General features: G+C 61.8%; 17 protein-coding genes. 5 read left to right on the forward strand and 12 right to left on the reverse strand.

Translation table 11 applies throughout. The features are described from left to right. The first annotated feature begins 7 nt into the window (after positions 1-7). On the forward strand, positions 8-1420 hold the full coding sequence (locus ACOYW2_RS24000; protein WP_482768214.1) for a sensor histidine kinase: 1413 nt from the start codon (positions 8-10) through the stop codon (positions 1418-1420). Then, positions 1417-3813, forward strand: coding sequence for an ATPase, T2SS/T4P/T4SS family (locus tag ACOYW2_RS24005; protein ID WP_482768215.1), 2397 nt, complete (start codon positions 1417-1419; stop codon positions 3811-3813). Before ACOYW2_RS24000 ends, ACOYW2_RS24005 begins: the two co-directional genes overlap by 4 nt. A 22-nt stretch (positions 3814-3835) precedes the next feature. On the opposite strand, the gene ACOYW2_RS24010 is transcribed toward ACOYW2_RS24005, so the two are convergent. The 7 genes from ACOYW2_RS24010 to ACOYW2_RS24040 all read right to left on the reverse strand — a co-directional run bounded on the left by ACOYW2_RS24010 (position 3836) and on the right by ACOYW2_RS24040 (position 13436). Then, positions 3836-4969, reverse strand: a complete 1134-nt coding sequence (locus ACOYW2_RS24010) for a GGDEF domain-containing protein (protein WP_482768216.1) — start codon at positions 4967-4969, stop codon at positions 3836-3838. 103 nt (positions 4970-5072) lie between these two features. Beyond that, on the reverse strand, positions 5073-8135 hold the full coding sequence (locus tag ACOYW2_RS24015) for an efflux RND transporter permease subunit (protein WP_482768217.1): 3063 nt from the start codon (positions 8133-8135) through the stop codon (positions 5073-5075). Next, positions 8132-9211: an efflux RND transporter periplasmic adaptor subunit gene (locus ACOYW2_RS24020; RefSeq protein ID WP_482771078.1), complete on the reverse strand. Its 1080-nt coding sequence runs from the start codon at positions 9209-9211 to the stop codon at positions 8132-8134. Before ACOYW2_RS24020 ends, ACOYW2_RS24015 begins: the two co-directional genes overlap by 4 nt. Beyond that, positions 9093-9788, reverse strand: coding sequence for a TolC family protein (locus tag ACOYW2_RS24025; RefSeq protein WP_482768218.1), 696 nt, complete (start codon positions 9786-9788; stop codon positions 9093-9095). The genes ACOYW2_RS24020 and ACOYW2_RS24025 overlap by 119 nt, the downstream gene beginning before the upstream one ends. A gap of 7 nt (positions 9789-9795) precedes the next feature. After that, positions 9796-11622: a TolC family protein gene (locus ACOYW2_RS24030; protein ID WP_482768219.1), complete on the reverse strand. Its 1827-nt coding sequence runs from the start codon at positions 11620-11622 to the stop codon at positions 9796-9798. A gap of 42 nt (positions 11623-11664) precedes the next feature. Beyond that, complete coding sequence (locus ACOYW2_RS24035; protein WP_482768220.1) at positions 11665-12321, reverse strand: TetR/AcrR family transcriptional regulator; 657 nt, start codon at positions 12319-12321, stop codon at positions 11665-11667. 644 nt (positions 12322-12965) lie between these two features. Continuing rightward, positions 12966-13436, reverse strand: a complete 471-nt coding sequence (locus tag ACOYW2_RS24040; protein WP_482768221.1) for an HAD family hydrolase — start codon at positions 13434-13436, stop codon at positions 12966-12968. A gap of 156 nt (positions 13437-13592) precedes the next feature. Here ACOYW2_RS24040 and ACOYW2_RS24045 point away from each other — a divergent pair, with 156 nt between their 5' ends. The 3 genes from ACOYW2_RS24045 to ACOYW2_RS24055 all read left to right on the forward strand — a co-directional run bounded on the left by ACOYW2_RS24045 (position 13593) and on the right by ACOYW2_RS24055 (position 16333). After that, on the forward strand, positions 13593-14432 hold the full coding sequence (locus ACOYW2_RS24045; RefSeq protein WP_482768222.1) for a glycosyltransferase family 2 protein: 840 nt from the start codon (positions 13593-13595) through the stop codon (positions 14430-14432). Positions 14433-14586: 154 nt separating this feature from the next. Beyond that, the gene (locus ACOYW2_RS24050; protein WP_482768223.1) at positions 14587-15663 is read left to right on the forward strand and encodes an alpha/beta hydrolase; all 1077 of its coding nucleotides are present in this window, start codon (positions 14587-14589) and stop codon (positions 15661-15663) included. Continuing rightward, complete coding sequence (locus tag ACOYW2_RS24055) at positions 15605-16333, forward strand: CocE/NonD family hydrolase C-terminal non-catalytic domain-containing protein (protein WP_482771079.1); 729 nt, start codon at positions 15605-15607, stop codon at positions 16331-16333. The genes ACOYW2_RS24050 and ACOYW2_RS24055 overlap by 59 nt, the downstream gene beginning before the upstream one ends. Before the next feature lie 442 nt (positions 16334-16775). Here the strand turns inward: ACOYW2_RS24055 and ACOYW2_RS24060 are convergent, their stop codons facing one another. The 5 genes from ACOYW2_RS24060 to ACOYW2_RS24080 all read right to left on the reverse strand — a co-directional run bounded on the left by ACOYW2_RS24060 (position 16776) and on the right by ACOYW2_RS24080 (position 23548). After that, entirely contained in the window at positions 16776-17588 is an 813-nt protein-coding gene (locus ACOYW2_RS24060; protein ID WP_180137795.1) for a 2-amino-3,7-dideoxy-D-threo-hept-6-ulosonate synthase, read from the reverse strand. 306 nt (positions 17589-17894) lie between these two features. After that, positions 17895-18710: a DnaJ domain-containing protein gene (locus ACOYW2_RS24065; protein ID WP_482768224.1), complete on the reverse strand. Its 816-nt coding sequence runs from the start codon at positions 18708-18710 to the stop codon at positions 17895-17897. Between the two features lie 22 nt (positions 18711-18732). Next, the gene (locus ACOYW2_RS24070) at positions 18733-19497 is read right to left on the reverse strand and encodes a hypothetical protein (RefSeq protein ID WP_482768225.1); all 765 of its coding nucleotides are present in this window, start codon (positions 19495-19497) and stop codon (positions 18733-18735) included. A 563-nt stretch (positions 19498-20060) separates the two neighbouring features. Then, positions 20061-22952 (reverse strand): excinuclease ABC subunit UvrA, encoded by a 2892-nt coding sequence (gene uvrA, locus ACOYW2_RS24075; RefSeq protein WP_482768226.1) that lies wholly within the window; start codon positions 22950-22952, stop codon positions 20061-20063. A 419-nt stretch (positions 22953-23371) separates the two neighbouring features. Continuing rightward, positions 23372-23548, reverse strand: a complete 177-nt coding sequence (locus ACOYW2_RS24080) for a hypothetical protein (protein ID WP_482768227.1) — start codon at positions 23546-23548, stop codon at positions 23372-23374. Between the last annotated feature and the right edge of the window lie 117 nt (positions 23549-23665).

Here is a 23665-nt window from a genome sequence, read left to right on the forward strand (position 1 = left end):
CCCGCCCATGGAGCGTTCCCATGAGACCATCACCCCCTTTGACAGGGAGTACTCCTTGAGGGACCTCCTCCCCTCGGAGGTCGTCCTCACCTGGGTCCGTGCGGCCCCGCCCCTGGGCCTGGGCCACCTCTCGGTGCTCATGCCCGACGGCACGCCCCTGCTCCCGGAGGATAGCTGCGGGGAGTTGACCCACGCCATCGGGGAACGCCTGGCTGAAACCCGGCCCGGGACAAGGGCCCTGACCGAGACCCCCAAGGGATGGGTGACCCTCACGCCCCTGGTCCACGAGCTGGACATCCTGGGCTACTTGGCCCTGGGGTTCAACCCCGACGGCAATGTCCCCACCGACGAGCTGGCGGCCGCCGAAGCCATCCTGGCCACGGCCATCACCCAGATCATGAAAAGCGGATGCGGCCTGGCCATGGCCTCCCGGGTCCACGGCGAGGTGGTGGAAGACACCTTTGCCGACCTCAAGGAGAAAGCGGCCCAATTGGCCAAATCCGAGAAAAAATACCGGCTCCTGGCCGCCAGCCTGGACAAGGAGGTTAAACGGAAAACCGAAGAGATCCGGCAAGCCCAGGAACACCTCATGCAGCAGGAGAAGATGGCCTCCATCGGCCAGCTGGCCGCCGGGGTGGCCCACGAGATCAACAATCCCATGGGCTTCATCACCAGCAACATCAACAGCCTCGACGAGTATGCCGGAGAGCTCATCCGCTTCGTGACCCTGCAGCGAGACCTTATTGACGAGGCACACCGGGCAGGCCTTTTCACCGGAGAGAAAACAGACCGCCTCCTGTCGGAACTCCGCCACATCGACGAAGGCGCGGACATCGACTTCATCCTCAAGGACATTCCCCCGCTGCTCAGCGAGTCCATTGACGGGGCCGAGCGCATCCGGAAAATCGTCCAGGACCTGAAAGACTTTGCCCACCCCGGCGAGGAGACCCTCAGCCTGGCCGACCTCAACACCAACCTGGACAAGAGCATCAACATCGTGGGCAGCGAGCTCAAGTACAAGGTCACCCTGGAAAAGGACTACCAGCCCCTTCCCCCGGTGCAGTGTTACGCCCGGCAACTTGACCAGGTCTTCATCAACCTGCTGGTCAACGCGGCCCAGGCCATCACTGACAAAGGGACCATCACCGTCACCACCCGTCACGACAACACCCATGCCGTGGTGGCCATCGCCGACACAGGCACCGGCATCCCCAAGGGAAAGCTGAAAAAAATATTCGACCCCTTCTACACCACCAAACCCGTAGGCAAGGGCACCGGCCTGGGCCTCAACGTGGTCTACAACATCGTCAAGCGCCATCGGGGCTCCATCAGCGTCAAAAGCGAGGAGGGCAAAGGCACCACCTTCACCCTGCGCCTGCCCCTGCACCGGGCCCTCCCCGCCGAGGAGAAGGAACCATGAGCCGACTCGCATCCCTCTTCCTGGGCAAAGACCCTCCCGACTCGGAAGAGCCCCCGGAGGACTCCCGGCCCTACGCCATTCTCTTTGTGGATGACGAAGCCGGTGTGCTGTCGGCCATGAAGCGCATCTTTCGAAAGGAGACCTACCGCATCTTTACCGCGTCCTGCGGTGAAGAGGCCCTGGAGTGCCTCCGGCGGGAGGAGATCCACGTCATCATCACCGACCACCGCATGCCCGGCATCACCGGCGCCGACCTCCTGCGCCGGATCAAGCGAGAGTACCCCAGCACCATCCGCATCATGCTCACCGGCCATGCCGACGTGGGGGCCATCATGGGGGCGGTAAACGAGGGGGCCGTCTACAAGTTCATCACCAAGCCCTGGAGCGACGAAGACCTCCGCATCACCGTGGGCCTGGCCCTGGAGCAGTACGACCTTATCCGGGAAAACCGGGCCCTGAAAAAAAACCAGGTCTCCCAGACCAAGCGCATCAACCAGATGAGCCGTTTCATCAACACCCACCGGAGCCAGGTGGGATCCATCCTGATGAAGCAGAACCTCCTTCGAAAAAATGATCTGGAAAATGCCCGGGAAATCCAGGCAAAGAAAAACCTGCCCATGCCCCAGGTACTCATGGAAATGGGCCTGGTGGACGAGGGAACGATCTTGAACGCCATCCAGCGGGAGATGGGCATCAACCGCGTCTACCCCGCGGAGTTCAGCACACCCGAGGCCCTGGTGGCCCTGATTCCCCGGGAGATCTGCAAAAACAACCTGCTGGTGCCCCTGAAGCGTACGGAAACCGGGATCATGATTGCCATGAACGATCCCAGCGAATACCTGAAGATCGAGGACCTTCAGTTCATCACCGGCCTGCGGGTGGAGCCGGTCATTGCCACGCGCAAGGAGATCATCAAAAAAATCGAGGAGCTTTACGGAGAGGAAGAGGCAGGCCTGGATGAGCTCACCGTGCTGGAGATGGAAGACCCCACCGAGGCGATTGAGATCATCCTCGACGAAGAGGACGAGGAAGCCGACCTCAAAGAGCTCCTCATCGCCAAGGACCAGCCCCCGGCCATTCGCATCGTCAACGCCATCATCTCCGACGCCCTGCGCCACGAAGCCTCGGATGTGCACATCGAGCCCAAGACAAAATACGTCATGGTGCGGTACCGCATGGACGGGCTCCTCAACGACAAGATCCACGTCCCCATCACCATGCACCCGGCCATCGTCTCCCGCATCAAGGTGATGGCCGAGCTGGACATCTCCGAGCGAAGGCGCCCCCAGGACGGGCGCATCACCGTGAAGACCCCCTCGAAAATGGTGGACATCCGCCTCTCCTGCCTGCCCACCATCAACGGGGAGAAGGTGGTGTTCCGCATCCTGGACCGCAACGCCTCCATCAAGAGCGTGGAGGACCTGGGGCTCACCAATGAGGAAAAGGAGATGGTCACCCGCCTCATCAACCGCCCCCAGGGGTGCATCCTCACCACCGGCCCCACGGGCAGCGGCAAGACCAGTACCCTCTATTCGCTGATGCAGGAAAACGCCTCGGTCACCAAGAACTACACCACCATCGAAGACCCCGTGGAGTACTTCATGTCCATGGCCGAGCAGGTCATGGTCAAGGAGAAGATCGGCCTGAACTTTCCCATCATCCTGCGGGCCATCCTCCGGCAGGACCCCAACGTCATCATGCTGGGAGAGATCCGGGACTTCGAGACCGCCGAGGTGGCCTTCCACGCAGCCCTCACCGGCCACACGGTCCTGAGCACCCTCCACACCAACGGCAGCATCCCCACCATCACGCGCCTCAGGGACATGGGCATCCAGCCCTACGTCATCGGCGAGGCCTTAAGCGGCATCATCGCCCAGCGTCTGGTCCGCCGCATCTGTGACAACTGCAAGGAAGAGGAGGCCCTCTCCCCTGCCACCATCGATGCCCTGGGCATCAACGCCAACGGAGGCACCTTCCCGGCCTTCCACGGCAAAGGATGCGACCGGTGCAACAACTCGGGCTACCGGGGGCGCACCGGCCTCTTTGAAATCCTCACCGTCACTCAGGAGATCAAACAGCTCATCAACACCGCCGCCTCAGAGTCCGAACTCACCCGGGCCGCCCGATGGGCAGGCATGAAACCCCTGGTGGAAGACGGGTGGACCAAGATCAACCAGGGCGTCACCACCGCCGAAGAGGTGCTCCGGGTCCTGGGCCCCCAGAACACCCTGGAGGTCAAGTGCCCCCACTGCAACGCCAACTTGAGGGAGCGCCACCGCTACTGCCCCTTCTGCTCGGGCCGAATCCTGCTTCAGTGCATCAACTGCGGGTGCTACCTGGAGCCGGACTGGAACGGCTGCCCGGACTGCGCCACCCGCGTCACCGACCGCTGAAAAACCCATCCGGCCGTCACCATCACATGCCGGGATGGGCTCCCTCCCCCTTTTTCTCCCGTGTTCCAGCCGGACCTTGACCGTCCCTGCGCCTTGCCGGTTCGTATTCCACCCGATTCCTTCCCTTGCTCTTTGCCCGGTACAAAGCGTCGTCCGCCCGGCCAATGGAGGCCTTGATGTCCTCAGACGGGGTGTACTTGGTCACCCCCACGGAGATGGTCACCCGAAAATCTGCAGGAAGCCCCTCAAAGACAAGCCCTTCGGTGAGAACCCTCACCCGCTCGGCGCATTGCATGGCCTCACTCACCCCGGAGTTGGTAAGAATAAGGATAAACTCCTCCCCCCCGTACCGGGCGATGTGGTCGATGTCCCGCAGGTTTTTTTGAATAGCCTGGGCCACGGTGCGCAACACGATATCCCCCGCCTCGTGGCCAAAGGTGTCGTTGACCCGCTTGAAATGATCCAGATCGAAGATACATATGGAAAAGGGGTGAACCCCGCGATCCCCCAGGGCCTTCTCCCGCTCCAGGATCTCGAACATCTGGCGGCGGTTGAACACCTGGGTGAGGTCGTCGTGGATGGCCAGCTTCTCTATGGTGGCCATGGCCCGGGCCACCTTTTCCCGAAGGCTGGTGATGTAGCCTCCCACCAGGGAAAACCAGGGAAGCACCACCATGAGGATGAGCAGGTTCATCACCTCCAGCCGGGTGTTGAACCCGGCTGGGTCCTGCCTCTGGAGGAGAAACAGCACCGCCCCGTAGCTTGCGATGGCAAAGGCCGAGAGAAAGAGGAATTGCCGGACCTTGAGCCGGAAGAGCCCGTAGACAAAGACCACGAGGTAAAGAAGAAGCAGCCCGCCCCGGGCCTCCCCCGAATAGTAGACCCCCACCATGACCCAGAAGGTCCCCATGCCCATCTGAAACAGGGTAAGGCTCGGGTCTTTGAAGCACCGGTTCAACCCGCTCAGAAACACCAGCAGCAAGGCGATGTTGCACAACGCCACCAGGCAGGTGCACCGCCACAACACGCGCCAGGGAATCTGGGAGAGCCCCATGTAGCGAACATAAGCAAAAAGCCCCAGCCACAGAAGGTAGGTGGTTGCGGCCATGGCAAACCGCTTGAGCCGAAGCCCCTGGTTGAATGTTGTCTCGGACATACCTGTCACCCCGTTGCTTGCGTTACCTGCCAGGCACACGGAGGGCGGAGACCGCCCCCACCGTGTGGTCCATTGTCCGTTGTCGCGAAGTGTTTCTGCCTTCTCAGAGGCGAACCCTGAAGAACAAGGTGTAGAGAACCGGCACCATGCCCAGGGTGATCACCGTGGCAAAGACCAGCCCGAAAATAATGGAGACCGCCATGGGCTCGAAAAGGGGCCCGCCCCCCACCCAGAGGGGAATGAGACCGCCCACGGTGGTGAGGGTGGTGAGCAGGATGGGACGAAGCCGCCGCTGGGCCGCAATCACCACGGCGTCGCCTGGCTCCAGCCCGTTCTCTTCGATCTCGATGCGGATGCGATCGAGCAGCACGTTGGCGTTGTTGATCACAATGCCCGAAAGGGCCACCACCCCCAAAAGGGTCATGAACCCGAAATAGGATCGCGCCACCAGAAGCCCCACGGTGACTCCGATGAGCCCCAGGGGCACGATGCAGAGGAGCAGGGCCGTCCGCCTCAGGGAGTTGAACTGAAGGATGAGAAGCAGCATGATCAGCATGGCGGCAAAGGGGAGCTCATCGGCGATGGCCTGGTTGGCCTTGGCCGACTTTTCCGCCTCACCGGCCACCTCGTAGCGGTACCCCAGACCCCAGCCGCCGCTCTGTTCCGCCAGCCAGGCCGAGACCTTCTCGTTGATGGCCAGGGCGTTGAATCCTTCGAAGAGGTCGGCGTACACCTCCACGGTGCGAAGCCGGTCCCGACGAATGATCTTACCGTGCTGCCAGTCCGTGTCCATATGGGCCACCTGGCTCAAAGGCACGGACTGGCCTGTTGCCAGGCTGTAGATGCGCAGCCCTTCCAGTTTTTCGATGTCGTTTCGGTCCTCGGCCACGGAGCGCACCACAATGGGGATGAGGTCGTCCTCCTCCCGGTACTGCCCCACCTGGATGCCGCTTAAGGTCCCCTGGAGGGAAAGAGCGATATCCCGGCTGGTGATGCCAGCGCGCCGGGCCCGCTCCTGGTCCACCCGCACCACCAGCTTGCGGGTGTGGCGCCCCCAGTCATCCCCCACCTCCCGCACCCCCGGTTCCTTGCGCAGACGCTCTTTGAGCCCATTCACCAGTGTAAAGAGCACGGCATCCCGCTTGCCGGAGATACGCACCGCCACAGGGTGGTTCACCGGCGGCCCCACGGACAGGCGGGACACCTTGGCCCGGACCTCGGGGAGTTCGGCGTCACAGAAATCCTGGAGCCGGTTCACCACCTCGGCCACGGCCTCAAAGGAGGTGGTGTTGATGAGGAGATAGGCAAAGCTGCTCTCCGGCGGGTCCGGCCGGTAGGAGAGGATAAACCGCGGAGCCCCTTCGCCGATGAAGCTCCCCCAGCTCACCACCCCTTCTCCCCCCTCTTCCGCCATGAGGTTGGCCTGGATGAAGGTTTCCATCTGCTTGACCATGGCTTCGGTGTGGGCGATGTCCGAGCCCGGGGGCGTCTCCACGGTGGCGGTGATGATGCGGCGATCCGAATCCGGCATGAACCGCTTGGGCACGTACCGAAACCCAGCCATGGCCACCACGAAGGCAAGGCACATGGCCGTAACGAACAGCAGGCGGTGGCGCAGCACCCCCAGAAGGGCCCGCCGGTACCGGGTATAAAAAGGCGATTGATACCCCGGCTCCTTATCCGGCCCCTTAACGCGCAGGAACCGGACACAGAACAAAGGGATCATGGTGAGGGCCAGCACCCAGGAGCTGAGGAGGGTAAGGGTCACCACCTTGAACAGGGGGGAGGTGTACTCCCCGGTGGACGATTTGGCCATGTAGATGGGCAAAAAGGCAAAGGAGGTGGTCAACGAGGCCGTGAGGAGCGGGCGCGCCAGCTCCTTTGCCGAGGTCACCGCTGCCTCTGCCACGCTCTGGCCCTCCCGCACCTGGGTCATGATGGACTCGCTCATGACAATGGCGTTGTCCACCAGGATTCCCAGGGAGATCAGCAGGGCCGTCAGGGAGACCTGGTCGATGCCGATGCCAAAAAAGCCCATGAGCAGAAAAGCCATGAGGATGGTGACGGGGATGAGGCTGGCCACGAGGAGCCCGGTCCGCACCCCCAGGCTCGCCAGCATCACCAGGCAGACAATAACGATGCTCTGCATGAGGTTGGAGAGAAAATCGCTGACGCTCCGGTGGACCCGCTCGGGCTGACGGGCCAGGAACTGAAACCCCACGCCGATGGGATAGAGGGCCTCCAGCCGCTTGGTAAAGGCCGTCACCTCCTTGCCCAGGGCGATGATATCCCCGCCGTCGGACATGGAGATGGCCAGGCCCAGGGCCGGGGCGCCGTTGAATCTCATACGGGTGGAGGGCGGATCCTTGTACCCCCGGGTCACGGCCACCAGGTCCTTTAAGTAGACCACCTCCTTGCGGCCCGGCACCGAGATCACCGTGTCCAGGATCTCGGCCACGGCCTCAAAATTCCCCGTGGGCTCCAGGTTGATCCGCTCCTGACCCGACTCCAGGGCCCCGCCGGGGATGATGATGTTGCGCTGGGAGAGCACCTGCTGAAGCATAAGGGGCGAAATGCCGTACCGGGCCAGGCGCGCGGAGTTGAACTCCAGGAACACCTGCTCTTCCTGAGCGCCGATGATCTCCACCTTGGCCACGTTGTCGATGCGGAGCAGCTCGTCACGCACCTCGTCGGCCACATCCTTGAGCTCGCGGTAGGTGTACCCCTCGCCGGTAAGAGCCAGGACCTGGCCGAACACATCCCCGAAGTCGTCGTTCACAAAGGGCCCGATGACCCCTTCCGGGAGCCTGGGGGTCTCCCGGTCCACCTTGCGCCGCAACTCGTCCCACAGGGGACGCATCTCTTTGTATGACTCGTCGATGTGCACATAGATGATGGAAATCCCGGGCCGGGACTCGCTCTCCACGTAATCGAGCTCGGAGATCTCCTGAATCGCCTTCTCCAGCCTGTCGGTGACCAGCTGCTCCACCCGCTCCGGGCTGGCACCGGGGAAATAGGTGGTGACCATGGCCACCCGGATGATGTACCCGGGATCCTCGTCCTGGGGCAGCCTGTGCAAGGTGACCCAGCCCCCCAGCACCACCATGAGGATCACCACCAGGGTCACCCGGTTCATGCGGATCGCCGCTTCCGTGATGTGCATCATGGCGCCTCCCCGGCTTTGAGCAGCACCCGCATGCCATGACTCAGGCGGCTCATGCCCGCCGTCACCACCCACTCGTCGCCGGAAAGGCCGGAAAAGACCTCAAGGCCGTCCTGGGTCAGGGCTCCCACGGCCACGGGAAGGCGCCGGATCGTGGCCTTCCCCTCCCCGTCGGGCTCTGCGGCAAAGAGAAAAGGCCCGGACGCATCCTGCCCCACCACATGGGAAGGGACAAGGAACCGCTCCCCACCGCGCCCCGGAAATCGAAAGGTGGCCTCCGCCGCCATGCCGGGCAGCACCTCCCTGACCTCCTCCACAAGGCGAAGGGTCACGGGGTAGGTGGCGGCAAAGCCTGTGGCCGCCGTGCCCACCTCATACACCACGGCCGGAAAGGGCCTCTTCCCCATGGCGGCAAACCGCACGGCCACCGCCTGCCCTGCACGGATGTCCGAGATCATCACCTCGGGGATATCCACATGGACCTCCACCCGGCGCCCGGAGGCAAGGATGGCCACCGGCACCCCGGCCCCGGTGTTTTCGTTCTCATCGGCCAGGACCATGGTCACCGACCCCGACATGGGCGACACCAGGCGGGTGTATCCCAGCTGGCGCTTTGCCAGGTCCCGCTTCTTCTCGATGGAAGTCACCTGGGCCGTGGCCGACTCCCAGGCTGCCCGGGCCCGGTCCAGATCGCTCTTGGAAATGTTGTCGTTCTCCCAGAGCCGCCGCGCCCGTTCATAGGAGAGGGCGGCGTTGCGGGCCTGGGCCCTGGCCTGGTCCAGGCCCGCTTCGGCCTCCTGGACCCGCAGGAGGTAGTCCCGGTCGTCCAGGGACGCCACAAGGTCCCGGCACTGGGGACGGCTCCACCTCACCGGGATTCGCTCCAGGGTGCCCGGCACCTTGAAGCTGAGCCTGGACTCCACCGAGGCCAGGGCATACCCGGAAAAAACCCGGGAGACCTCAGGGGCAACCCGCACCGCCCTCTGCACCCGCACCGGCCTCAGGTGAACCTCCTCGGCCGCCCTGTCCCCCGAACACCCCACGCATTCCAGCGCCAACAGGCTTGCCGCCAGAACCACTCCTCTCCACACCCGACCGCCCATACCCTCTCCTTATGCAATTCCGTCTCGGTTCATGCATCACGTGGCCGGCAATCACATCGGCGCCATGCCCGCGTCTCTGCTCCCAACCTCCTCTGCTGCGGCCTTTGCGAGCCGCCTGACCATCGTCTCTCCGGCCCCCCCGGAAAAGTCCAACCGCCCCAGCAAACGCTGAGAACGAGAGCATCGCTGCCATGTGATCGTAGACTGCATTGTCTGCGGCAATGCGCGCTGAAACCGCCGTGTTCTGAGCGTCCAGCAGGGTAATCACCGCCACGGCCCCTTCGGCGTAAGCGTCGGTGACAAGGGCGAGGTTTTTCTCGGCGGCATCCCGGGAGGTGGCGGCCAGCCCGATGGTGGCCCCGGTGGCCTGGACCGCGTCGGCGGCGTCGGTGATCTGCTCGGCCAGCACCGTCATGAGATAACGCCGCTTCAAAGAGAGGGCCGAGGTCTCCTCGGCCGCCTGCCGCAGGTCGGCCAGGCGCTCGCCCCCCGTGGCCAGGGGAAAGCTCGCCTGGATGGCCACGTACCACTCCTTCTCATCATAATTGGGCAACACCCGGTCATACCCGCCCCGGTAGGAAAAATCTCGGTGACAGCTCCCCTCGGGCCACCTCCGGAAGATAGAAGGCTCGCCGGGCCCCCCGGACACGGCGACGGCCCGAGGTCAGGGCATGGTCCACCTGGAGAAGCTCCGGCGAGGCCTCCCGGCCCACGTCCACCAGGGAGGCCACCAGGGCCCCGAACTCCGTGGGCCGGTCCAGCATCTCCCGGAACGCAGGGTGCACGGTCAAAAGAACCGCCTGGTCGGCCTCGCCGTTCAGGGTGTCCACCGTATCGGTCACCTCCATGCCACACAGCCGCTTCAGGGCATTTGCCGCAAACCGCACCTGAACCCGCGCGTTGAGAAGCTCCGTGCGATTGCTCGCCACCTCGCTCTCCCACCGGAACAGCTCCGACGGGTTGAGGGCCCCCACCTGTTTCCGGGCACGGGCCCTCTCCAGGTTCTCCTGGGTCACCCCCAGGTTTCCCTTGCGCACGGCTGCCAGGCTGCGCGCCTTGAGCAGGTTGATATAGGCCTGGCCCGCGGCCAGGGCCTTATCCAGCTCCCGGGCCTTCTGCTCCGTCTCCCGGGAGAGCTGAAAAGATTTTGAAGCGCTGTAGCCGCTCAAGGCCGCTTCGGAATAGATCACCTGGGTCAGGGTCAGGCTGCCCTTGACGGTATCTTCGGACTCCGTGCCCCGGCTCTTCTCCGCGCTGTTTTCGTCGATGCGGATCCCGGTCACCGACGCCTCAATGCTGGGCAGCAAGGCGGCCAGCACCTTCTTGGACTCCTGTGCCCCGGCCTCCACCAGGCGGGCCTCTGAGGCCAGGTCGGGGTTGTACAGCCGGGCCCGTTCCATGGCTTCCGCCAGGGAGAGGAGCACCGGCTCCGGGCTCTTTTCCCCTACCTTCTCCGCATACCGGAACAGCTCCCAACGCGGCGAAAAGCCGATGGCCTTTGCCGTTCCCACATGAATCACCGGGGTTCCCTCCACGGCCCACTCATCCCGGTCCGTCCCCACCGTCTCGCCCCGGGCCATGCTGTACAGGGTCAATGCCGTCCGGCGGGCCAGACGCCTGGTCTCGCCCTTGGGCACCGACCCGAAGAGAAGCCCGGCCTCCACATCCTTTTTTCCCCCCATGGCATATGAGGGGCGCTTACCGGCCCTGAGCTCTGCCGCCACCCCGGCCATGGCCGCTTCGGACATCCCGGGAAACGGGGAAAAAATCACCGCACCCGTTTCGTGCCGCACCGCCTCCCGCAGGGCATCCCCCCGCGCAGGGACCGTGCGCAGGGTCCAGGGCACCTCCTGCAAAAAAGGAACGGTTCCCAGAAACGCCTCGATGCGGGGAAGGATGGGCCGGGCCTGCTCATCCACCAGAACCGTCACCCGAGGCACCTCCACAGCCCCGAAAAACTGCCCCAGCCCCGTGCGAATCAGGGGCCCCACCACAATGCCCCGGAACCCGGGGACCGAAGCCTCTGGACGGGTCAACAGGTGGGTGGCCAGCACCGGGGTGTTCCACCGGGTCCTCTCTGCAGCAACCCCCGAGGCCACGTACCCCAGGGCCACACCCAAGGCGACCTCACCGTCGGCCTCCAGAGCGTCAAAGGCCGAGGCCATGCCCTCCGGGGTGGGCTCTCCCCGCCACACCTTGCCTTCGGGGAGCATCAGCTCCATCTCCGGCCCGGCAAGGGTGGCAAGTTCACGTCGCACCCCCGTAAGCAAGGCGTCCTGGGAAGGTGCTGCTCCTCCGATGACAACCCCCACCACTCTGCGCACCGACGCCGCGTGGGGCACAGACGCCCCAAGGAGGATCAGCCAGACCAGCACCCACCCCGCCACCCTCTTTCCCCCGCTCCCTGCCCACCGCCTCCCACCGACCCATCAAAGCCTCCTTGCCACCTCTCGGTGGTCCGGGGCCGGCAGGCCCAGGACCTGTGTCATGCTCTCGGCCATATAGCTGGCCGTGGCCGTTAAAAAAGATTTGTCGTACCCGGGCAGGTCAAAGGCCATGAGCACCGCCTCCCGCTCCATGATGTAGTACTGGATCTGGGCCATGACGCTTACGTACCAGTACTGCACAAAGGAGTCACCGACCCCCGGGACATGCTCCCGAACAAAGGTCCTCAGTTTCTGGGGCTCCTCCAGCCGCATGAGGGCCCGCGACGATTTAGGGTGCAGATCCATGCGGGACCGAACCATGAGGATGCCGTACCATTCGGGCACCCCCGGCCCGAGCAGGGCCAGGAGGCACCGGTGCATCATGTACCCCATCACATCGGACACCTGCTGCGGCGTGGTGTACTCCCCGGTGTCCAGGGTGCCGAACAGGCCGGGCAGGTCCAGTTTCTCCTCCATGATGTGACGGATACACGCCAGGTAGAGCCCCTCCTTGTTGGTGAAATGATAATTCACCGACGACAGGGAGGTCCCCGCCTCTTTGACGATTTCGCGGATACCTGTTCCGTCGAGGCCCTTTCTGGCAAACAAGGCCCCTGCGGCATCGATGATGACCTGACGGGTCGACTTGAAAGGCAGCATAACGGGTCCCTTCTCCGGCATGGCGGCGTGCCCGTCCCTGCGGACAAAAAAGAACACGCCATCCGGCAAACTCGGTTTTTATGAAAGAAACAATGTTATAGGAGATATACGAACGTTCGTTCGAATGTCAATATTTATTCGCAGGTAACAGACAGGAGAGAAGGATTGGAAAACATGGGAGAAAGGGACGACCGGACGTAACCGCGGGGCGAAACGCGCCGGTGGCCATAAAAATAAAGAAAGAATCGATGGTAACTGTTCAGCTTGCCTCCGGCGGCAAGGTGGGGGCACCTTAAAACCCTATGGCGAATGCATGAAGGCAGCCATTCTATCTGCGTTATCGGGGCATTCGCGTGTTGTGTGACATCCGGCAACCGTCTTTGCAGGAGAGTCCCGTTTCATTCTTCTAAAAACACGATGCAGAACTTTTGGGATTCGCTTGACTTTAACCGGAATAACTCCGGCGGGGCGCTTTATTGAAAATCGCCGCAAAAAACATTCCTGAATGCACTCGTGCTTTGCCGGAGTCTGGAAATGATGGCTTAAAACCTGTTTGTCTGACGTTCTAAAAGTTTGGCCCCCGGCAGGGCCGCCGGAGGCGCTTTTGAACAAAATCGTTACACCACCGCTTTCGCGAGACCGATTCAGGTCCGAAGGGTGGCCTTCAGGCGGTTGGGGTGTAAAAGCAGATCCAGGGCTGCCAGTATATCCGGGCACACGATGTCCGCGGACATCAGGGCAGGGGAGGCCGCCCCTTCGGGCCCGGTGACGGCCACGCCCACACAGGCCATGCTCAGCATGCGGCAATCGTTGCGGCCGTTGCCCACGGCCACCACCGAGTCTGCGCCCAGGGTCTGCACATAGGTGGCCTTCTGCTCCGCCTCTTCCCCGGGGGTCAGGACGGTGAGGAACACAGGCCAGTCGGCCAGGGCGTCCCCGGCCCGGCCAAAGGTGTCGGCGGTGACCACGTGAATGGTCAGGGACCCGCTCAGGGCCTCAATGCGCTCCCTGACCCCCACCAGGGGTTTCCCGTCCAGGGCAAGGGTCCCGTTGTAGTCAAGGACCAGGTGAGAAACGGCAATATCGGAAAAACCCGGAATGGATTCGGTGATCATGGAAACCCCCTCGCGTCGATTTTTTTGGAAAAAAGTGCTAAGTATGCGCCCATGCACTCCCTGAAGGTCGCAGGCCATGGGCCTGGACGGCTCTTAAGGAGACGCGGCACGGCTATCTGCCGGGATGCTTATACCATACACCACCCTGGAGGAAGAATGAACAACCCGTTGATCAGCGTGATCATCCCCACATACAACCGGGCCTGGGCCCTGGCCGACGCCGTGGATTCGGTCCTGGCCCAGGACTACCCCGAGGTGGAGCTCATCGTGGTGGACGACGGCTCCACGGACGAGACCCCGTCCCTGCTGGCAGCCTACGGGGACGCCCTGCAGGTCATCACCCTGGACAACGGGGGCGTAAGCCGGGCGCGAAACCGGGGGATTGCCGCAGCACAGGGGGAGTATATCGCCTTCCTCGACTCCGATGACCGGTGGCTGCCGGAAAAACTCTCGGAACAGGCCGCGTTTTTCAAAGCCAACCCCGAGGCGCGAATCTGCCAGACCGAAGAGCTCTGGATCCGAAACGGAAAACGGGTGAACCCGTGCAAGCATCACAAAAAACCCTCCGGGGACATTTTTGAGGCATCCCTCCACCTCTGCCTGGTGAGCCCGTCGGCGGTGATGCTCCATGGCACCCTCTTCAAGGAGGTCGGCCTCTTCGACGAGGCCCTTCCCGCCTGCGAAGACTACGACCTCTGGCTGAGGATCGCCTGCACAACCCCTGTCTACACGACGCCCTCCCCCTTGGTGATCAAGCACGGAGGCCACGAGGACCAGCTCTCCAAAACCCCGTTTCTGGACCGGTTCCGCATCCAATCCCTGGTGAAACTGCTGAAGAGCGGCGTCCTGTCCACGGCCCAGGCCGAGGCGACACGAGCTGTTTTAGAGAAAAAGGGGCGGATCTACGCCGGAGGCTGCCGAAAACACGGACGGGACAAGGAGGCCGACACCATCACCCGTCTGGTTAACCAGACGATCCCGGCAAAAATCAGCTAACCCCCTCTCATTCTTACCCTTTATCCTTGATTTACCCTCCACCCTGCTCTAACATAATACCGAATTCATTCATACAAACAGCGTTCCACATCATGACCTTCACTCCCCCCCTGAATGTCACGGGAAAGGTCTCCAACCCAAGGAGGATCACCCAATGATTCGATGGATAGCTGCTTTTCTCCTGGCCCTTGCCCCCATGCAAGCGGCCCATGCCATGGGCACCATGCCCGGCGAAACATTTACCCTCAGCCCCTCCGACTACCGCTGGACCTATCAGGACACACTGCACATCACCAACCCCGAGGACGGGGTCACCCTCTCCTGCAACCTCTTTCTTCCCGAGCCCAAGGTGCCGGGGGAGACATTCCCAGCCCTGGTGATGCCCAACAGCTGGCTCATGGAAGAGCACGAGTACTGGGTCCAGGCCAAAAGCTTCTGTGAGAAAGGCTATATCGTCCTCTCCTACAGCGCCAGGGGCTGGGGCCAGTCCGAGGGCGTGGTGAACGTGGGAGGTCGAAAGGACACGTCCGACATCACCACCCTCATTGACTGGCTCACGGCCAACACACCGGTAACCGGGGTCGTGAAGGCACCGGACGGAAGCGTCGCTGACGACTCCGACGCCAGGATCGGCATGTGCGGCATCTCCCTGGGCGGAGGCCTCTCCCTCATGGGAGCCGCCTTCGACACCCGGGTCAAGGCGGTGATGGCCATGGTCCCCTGGGGAGACCTGGTGGACTCCCTCTACCTCAACCAGAGCCCCAAACCGGTCTGGGTCAAGGTGATCCTCGTGGGCATGGGCGACATCGCGGCCAACCTGGACCCTGAGCTCAGCATCATCACGGACCAGCTCTTCAACCATGAGCACGAGGCCCACTTCGATACCCTGCTTCCCTGGGCCCTGGACCGCTCCCCCGTCAATTTCCTGGAGCGGTTCAACGATGAGGACCGGGACCTGGCCGTCTGCATCAGCACCAACCTCCAGGATTTTCTGTTTACCCCCAACCAGATGCTCCGCTTCTATTACGGCCTCAACGTCAAGGCCAAGCGCATCGACTTTAACCGGGGGATCCACGCCTCAACCGAGGAGCGCGACAGCCATGGCCACACACGCCGGAAACCGGGCCTACGCCTGGTTCGACGAGCACCTCAAGGAGATGGACACAGGGATCATGGACAACCCGCCCATATCCATCGACAACAAAAGCTCCACAGACCGCCACTACCTTGATCACCTTTACATCAAGGACATCAACGGCACCCACCTCGAAGGCATCTCACGGCCCCCCATAGAAAACGACATCGTCCCGGAGAAGCGCTACCTCACCCACCGGCCCTGGTACAGCTACAGAGGGGGGCTGGCAACCCACGCAGGGGATGAATCGGATACCATCTCCTCTGGCCTTGTTTCGGGCCTCACCCTGGGGATCCCCCTGCTGAGTTCTCTTTTGGAGGCCCACACCCAGGCCCTCAACATCACGGCCAGCCTGCCGCTTTCCAGCCGCAGCAAGGCCATCGTCTTTGCCACGGAACGGGTGAGCTCAACCCGCACCCTGGCGGGCACCCCAACCCTGAGCCTTACCCTCACACCGTCTGCCCAGCGGGTGCAGCTCATCGCCCACCTCTACACCGTGGACGCCCTGGGCATCGGGACCCTCATCTCCCATGCTCCCCTGGTCCTGCTGGAGTCCGACCGGCTCATGCCCAGTGCGGAGCCGGGCATGGCCAAGACCTACGAGTTCAACTTCATCACCACCGCAGCAAATGTTCCCAAGGGCCACCGCCTGGCCGTGGCCATCGACACCTTTGACATCTCCTACAGCAGGCCTTCGGACGAGGAGTTCGACATCACCTTCCATTACGGAGAAGGCTCGTTCCTCGAAATTCCGTGGCTGCAGTAAACGACCCTGTTTAAAACAGCCTCCGGCGGCCCTGCCGGGGGCCAAACTTTTAAAAAGTTTGATAAACAGGTCTCAAGTAATCATTTATAGGCTCCGCCGAAACAATTCCGACATTTTCTTAGAAACGTTTTTTGCGGAGCTTTTTTTCAAAAAAGCGACCCGCCGGAGGCAACTGAATAGTTACAAAAAGTTTAACAAACAGGTCATAAAAAAATATATGCATGAATGCCGTTTTAAATGCGGATGTGATTTGCCCCGAGGAACGAGGGGCAAATCACATCCGCTACCTGCTTTCAAGGTGGCACACCTTGCCGCCGGGGGCAGGCGTTTGAATCGTCACAAAAAAAGCGCCGCTGCAATCTGTCTGCAGCGGCGCTTATCATGTGTGAGCCTGCCTCTCTTGTTTTTCCTGCCCGGGCTTTTTCCCGGGAGCCGTCTCCGGCTATGCCCCTTGAAGATGGGCCTCCAGAAAATCCATGGTCTCATCCACGCCCTTGCCCTGGTGCACCACGCCGTTCAAGGCCTTCACAAGGAGGGCGGGGTTCTCGTCCTGGAAAACGTTGCGGCCGATGGAGAGGCCCGCGCCTCCGGCCTGGTTGGCATCGTAAACCATCTGCACGATGTCCCGGTGACTGGACATCTTGGGCCCTCCGGCGATGACAACAGGGATGCAGCAGCCGTCCACCACCTTGGCAAAGGTTTCGGGGGATCCGGTGTAGGGCACCTTCACCACGTCGGCTCCGAGCTCTTCGGCCAGGCGCGCCGAGTGCTTCACCACCTCCACGTCGTACTCATCCCGGATCCCGGCCCCACGGGCGTAGACCATGGCCAGGAGCGGCATGCCCCAGGAGGCGGCCTCGGAGCTGATACGGCCGAAGGACTCCAGCATCTCCATCTCCTTTTCGTCCCCTAAGTTCACGTGGATGGAGATGGCGTCGGCCCCCAGGCGGATGGCGTCTTCCACGGAGCCCACCAGGGTCTTGGCGTTGGGGAACGGAGAGAGCACGGTGCTTGCCGAGAGATGGATAATGAGGCCGATGTCGTTGCCGTGGCCCCGGTGGGTCCGGCGCGGCAGTCCTTTGTGCATAATCACGGCGTTGGCGCCGCCTTCGGCCACCTTGTCCACGGTGCCCTTCAGGTCCACCACCCCGTAGATGGGGCCCACGGTGACGCCGTGGTCCATGGGGACGATGATGGTTTTTCCGGTGTTGCGGTTGAAGACGCGTTCGAGTCTGATGGCTTTTCCAAGAAGCATGGCTCCTCCTTCATCGGCTCTGCAGGGTTGATCTTCGGCGGCGGCTGGTGGGTGTGTGGTTTTTAAAAACAAAAAAAGGCCGCCGGCTTGTCGTCGCCTGCGGCCCTTTGCTTAGTCGTTTTGGTTGGTTCAATACGATCGGCAAACACCCCAGGCGCAGGTAAAAAACCAGAAAAACCAAAAAAAAGCGCGGGTGTGGGTGAGTGATCGATTCATGAACAAATGTGTTACCAGAACACCGTCCCCCTTGTCAAGCAGGGGTTATGCCTTTGATCCACCCTGACCGAAAAAACCTTAAAACTGTTGCTATTTAGAGTTGCCGAAGCGCCCCACCGCCCCTACCAGGCTGACGATGCGCTCCCAAAGATTTTTCCGGTAGACCACTTTGAGGTAGAGGTTCCCGGGCCGCCCGCCCCCTTTGCCCTCTTTTCCCATGCCCGTAAGGCGAATCTTCTGTCCTTCCCGCACGCCGGGGGGAATCTTCACCACCAGCTTCTTTCCCCGGGCCTTGTGAAAGTAGGCAAAAGGGCCGCCGGAGGCCGCCAGGGCTTTTTCGATGGTGATGGTGTCCATGACGTCCCCGCCCTTTTTGGAACCCTTGGAGAGAAGGGAGCCCAAAAGGGAGGCGGCCTGTCCGCCTAAAAACCCGCCACCGCCCTTATCCCCCACGCTCCGGGGGTCACCGCCCCCCGAGGACCTGAAAAAAGAGCCCTTCATGAAAAACCCGGGCCGTGAGGCATGGAAGGATTTCCAGCCGCTGCCGTAAAATTCCTTGAAGATGGCATCGCCCCCCCGAAACCCGAAATCCTTGGCCAGCTCCTCGAAAATGGCGTGGATGTCCGTGCCCTTGAAGATATCCTGATCGGTATAATCCTGGCGGAAGCGATGGGCGGCACCGGAGCCGTAGGAACTGCGCATGGCGTCGTAATTCCGCCGCTTGTCCGGGTCGGAGAGGACGGCGTAAGCTTCGTTGACAGCTTTCATCTTCTCCGCAGCCTCGGGGTTGTTCCGGTTGCGGTCGGGATGATGAATCAACGCGAGCTTTCGATAGGCATCGCGGATGGTGTTCGCGTCGGCGTCCTTGGCGACGTCGAGGGTGGCGTAGTAGTCGGTCTGTTCCATGAACCTGCTTATAAAAATAGTCTTATTGGGAGATGCGCTCTTCCACGTCCTCGAACTCCGGAAGCAGCTTCTCATCGATGATATCGCCTTCAATCTGCTTAAGGCTCTCGTCGGTCACCAGCACCTTGCCCTCTTCGTTGATCACCGTGTTGTTGTCCAGGATAATCAGGCCGGTCTTCTCCATCACCCGGTTGCGGTAGTTCCACCGCTGCTCCATCTGGTATTTCTGCAGCTTGAATTTCCAGAAAAGCCAGAAGAGAAGAAAGATGAGGGTTCCGGCCACCAGGGCGCCCAGGCCGATGAAGAGGTAGTAGGCGGTGCGCTCTCCCACATGGCCGATGGTAGCCAGGATCACGTCGAGCTTGTAGAGCACCACCGAGCCGAGCCCGAGGATGAAGATGCCCGCCAAAGCCGGAAGCTGATGGATCACCGAGACAAAGCTCTGAAAGGTGCGCCCCAGGTTTCCGCACCCGCGTCCCTCCTCCTCGCCGTCTGCCCCCTCTTCCGGTTCCATGTCCGGGGCATTGCCGAAAAGATAGAAGTTGAAGCCGATGACCACAAGGCCGATGAGGAACACCATGACAAGGGGGGCGATGAAGGAGACGAAGAAGTATTGTTTCCAGGGGAAAGGGCCGCTTTCCGGGCCGATGGAGCCGATGAAGTGCGCCACAAAAATGACGAATTCAATACCCGAGAGAAGAATAAAAAAGGTATTGAAGTACTCTTTTATCTCTTCCGCATCAAAGAGTGAGGCCACCCCGATGCGGTTTCTGTTTTCTGATTCCATGTCAACAACCCCGTGGTTCTGAGCGCCAATTAATGATGCGTTGTAATTAGCCGACGTGAAATAGCGCCTCGCACCACCCTACGCCTTACCTGTTACCGCCCCTCCCGACAGGAGAGAATGGCTTGATCCATGAGTCTGCGAGGCCATCAGTACAGGTCTCCTCCCTCGGTGCGGGGGTGGTGTTGCCATCCCCTGGGCGGGTTGCTGTGCACTCGCGATGCATGGTCTGCGGTGGAGCATGGATGCCCTTCAATCGCCCCTCCGCGCCCAATATCAAGCCGTTCATGATACTGAAACAGCCCTGTCTTGTCAATCCGGGGAAGGGCTCTGCTGCGGAGATACGCGCCCTGTTTCAGGTGGTTACAGGGGGGGCGTGGGGCACGCGCCTCAAGTCATATGATATAAAGTATACCACGACCGACGCTGCAAGACCCGGTTTTTCATCCCCGCGACACCGTGACCAGGGGAAACGGCGGCGCCTCGTCTCAGGCGCCGCCGTCGGTCTTTATCGCAGGCAACCTGCTGAAACCCCGGCAAAACAGGTTACGTCACCGGTCCATGCCTCAGTTGGCAAGCTTCTTCAGACCGTCCACATGGAGCATGTCGGCCAGAAAAGGCGCGGTGTACCCTTTTCCGGAGGCAGCCACCTGTTCGGGGGTGCCGGCCACCACCACGCACCCGCCGCCTTCGCCGCCGTCGGGTCCCATGTCCACGATCCAGTCGGCGCTCTTGATCACGTCGAGGTTGTGCTCAATGACCAGCACGGTGTTGCCCCCTTCGGTAAGCCGCTGGAGCACCTCCAGGAGCTTACGCACGTCCTCGAAGTGAAGGCCGGTGGTGGGCTCGTCCAAGATATAGAGGGTCCGGCCGGTGCTTCGCTTGGAGAGCTCCCGGGCCAGCTTGATGCGCTGGGCCTCACCGCCGGAAAGGGTGGTGGCGGCCTGCCCCAGCTTGATGTAACCGAGGCCCACGTCCAGCAGGGTGTCCAGGATGGCAGTGATCTTGGGATGGTTCTCGAAAAGATCCCGGGCCTGTCGCACGGAAAGATCCAGAACATCGCTGATGGAGTGGCCGTTGTACTTGATCTCCAGGGTGGCTTCGTTGAACCGCTTGCCCTTGCAGCTCTCGCAGGGGACGTAGACATCGGCCAGAAAGTGCATCTCCACCTTGAGGAAACCATCCCCGCAGCAGGTCTCACAGCGCCCGCCCTTGACGTTAAAGGAGTAACGCCCCTTCTTGTACCCCCGGGCCTGGGACTCGGGGAGCATGGCAAAGAGATCCCGGATATGGTCGAACACCTTGGTGTAGGTGGCCGGGTTGCTGCGCGGGGTGCGGCCGATGGGCCGCTGGTCGATGTTGATCACCTTGTCCAGGTGCTCCAGCCCCTCGATCTTCTTGTGGCGCCCCACCTGCATGGTACCCCCGTTGAGACGGCGGGAGAGGGCCGGGTAGAGGATCTGGTTGATGAGGGTGGATTTTCCGGCACCGGAGACCCCGGTCACCGCCACAAAGAGCCCCAGGGGAACGGCCACGTCATCCCCCTTGAGGTTGTTCTCCACGGCCCCTTTCACCACCACCTTGGGGTGGCCCTTCTTCTTCACGGGACGCCTCGTCTCCGGCACCTCAATGGCGCGCCTGCCCGACAGGTAATCCCCGGTGAGGGAGTGGGGTTGGTCCATGAGGGAACCCGGGGTGCCCTCGGCCACCACCTGTCCGCCGAGATGCCCGGCGCCGGGGCCCATGTCCACCACCCAGTCCGCGCACTCAATGGTCTCCTGGTCGTGCTCCACCACGATGAGGCTGTTGCCGATATCCCGCAGGTGGCAGAGGGTCTTCAAGAGCTTGACGTTGTCCCGCTGGTGAAGGCCGATGGAGGGCTCGTCCAGAATGTAAAGGACACCGGTGAGCTCGGAGCCCACCTGGGAGGCCAGGCGGATCCGCTGGGATTCGCCTCCGGACAGGGTGGGCCCGCTGCGGTCCAGGGTAAGGTAATCAAGGCCCACGTTCACCAGAAAACCCAGACGGTCCCCAATCTCTTTCACCAGCTCTTCGGCGATGACCCGGCGGTTGCCCGACAGGTCCAGGTCCTTGATAAAATCGTGGGCCTGGGTGATGGTCATGGCCGTGACATCAATAATGGAGACCCCGTCAATGAGGATGTTCAGCACCTCGGGCTTGAGCCTGCGGCCCTCACAGCTCCGGCACTGCTTGGAGCTCATGAAGGAGGCGTACCACTTCTTGCGGCGCTCGGAGTGGCTCTGGTGGTAGCGGCGCATCATCTCATGGACCAGCCCCTCAAAAGAGGTGGTTACCTCCCCTTTCACGGACTTGGAGTTCCAGTCCACCACCAGGGTCTTGCCGTTGGAGCCGAAGAGGATGATATCCTTCATCCAGAGGTCCATCTCCTCCCAGGGTGTGTCGAAGTCGATGCCCCACTGCTCTTCCATGGCCAGAAGCTGGCTCACGCCCCAGCCCCCGGAGCCCAGGTCCTCCTGCTTCAGGAAGTAGTTCTTCCAGGGCACCACCGCACCCTGACGGATGGTCAGGGAGGGATCGGGCACGATCTTCTCCTCATCCATGACAAGGTGGGTGCCGATGCCGTTGCACTCCGGGCACATGCCAAGGGGGGAGTTGAAGGAGAAGAGGGAGGGTTCGGGCTCGGGGTAGGCGATGCCGCAGCAGGATCGCGCCTCGCTCATGCGGATGTCCTCCCGGCCCACCACGTGGAGGATGATCTCCCCGCTGCCGCTCTTCAGGGCCGTCTCCACCGAGTCCGTAAGGCGCTTGCGGAACTCCTCGCCCTTCTTGATGGCCAGGCGGTCCACCACCACCTCGATGTTGTGTTTCTTGTTCTTGGCCAGGCCCTGGACGTCTTCCAGCTCATGGACCACCCCGTCGATGCGCACCCGGCCGAAGCCATCGTTGCGCAGCTGCTCAAAGAGGTCCTTGTGCTCCCCCTTGCGGTTCTCCACCAAGGGAGCCAGGATCAGGATCTTCGTGGCAGGGGGAAGCTCCAGAATCTGCTTCACCATGGACTCGGCATCGCCCCGGCCCACTTTGTTCCCGCACTTGATGCAGTGCTGCTCCCCCACACGGGCAAAGAGCACGCGCAGGTAGTCGTAAATCTCCGTGATGGTCCCCACCGTGGAGCGAGGGTTCTTGCTCGCCGCCTTCTGCTCGATGGAGATGGTGGGAGAAAGCCCCCTTATGGTCTCGTACTTGGGCTTTTCCATCTGGCCGATGAACTGGCGGGCATACGCAGAGAGCGACTCCACGTACCGACGCTGCCCCTCGGCATAAATCGTATCAAATGCCAGGCTCGATTTGCCCGAGCCCGACACCCCGGTCACCACCACCAGCTTCTTCTTGGGGATGGCTATGTCTATATTCTTGAGGTTGTGCTCCCGGGCACCCTTCACAAGCACCGCGTCCAGCTCCACACCTTTGGTATCCATTGTCTCGTCCATCGTCCGTCACCACCTTCAACTGTAAAACAGCAAAAACCCAAAAAGCCTTCGGCGGGCAGGGGATGATCCCCTGCACCCCAGAAGGCGAATGCTCCCGGCCTTCGTTCCTCAGGCCGCTCACATTCGCTGACGGGCTGCGCCCGTGGCAGACAAAGCCTTGAGCTTGGCTTTTCGCTGGTGTTTTCAAACCAAAAACAAAGGGGCTTCACGATGCGGAACGCATCGTGAAACCCCTACAATGTGGTACCTGAACCGGCTGTTGTCAAGGCGATTGACACTGGAAACGGCGGCTGCTTTTTTCGTTCATTGCCGCCCCCTTGCGCATCAAGGGTCGAGACCCATCCGTCACACCAGCCAGAAATAATCCTGCCGAAAACCGTAATGGGGCCCGCACAGAGGAGATACCATCACGACTCCTTCCCATAACCACTCAGCTCTTCACGGATCACCTCACGAAGCCGTGCCTCCGTCAACGGGGCATCCGCAAGAGCCAACTCCCGCCTCAAGGCATCGTTGATCAAGGTCTGGTACCCCTGGCCCGACGACTCAGCCTTTGCCCTGAAGGCATCATTATAAAACCACACCGCTGATCACGGGCGCAGCCCGTCAGCAAAAGCACCGCCCCTGAGGCACGAAGGGACGGTGCTTTTGCGAACCTGGGGTGCAGGGGATTTATCCCCTGCCCGCCGGAGGCAAGGCTT

This window comes from Desulfoluna sp. CLI2B, from assembly GCF_056847375.1.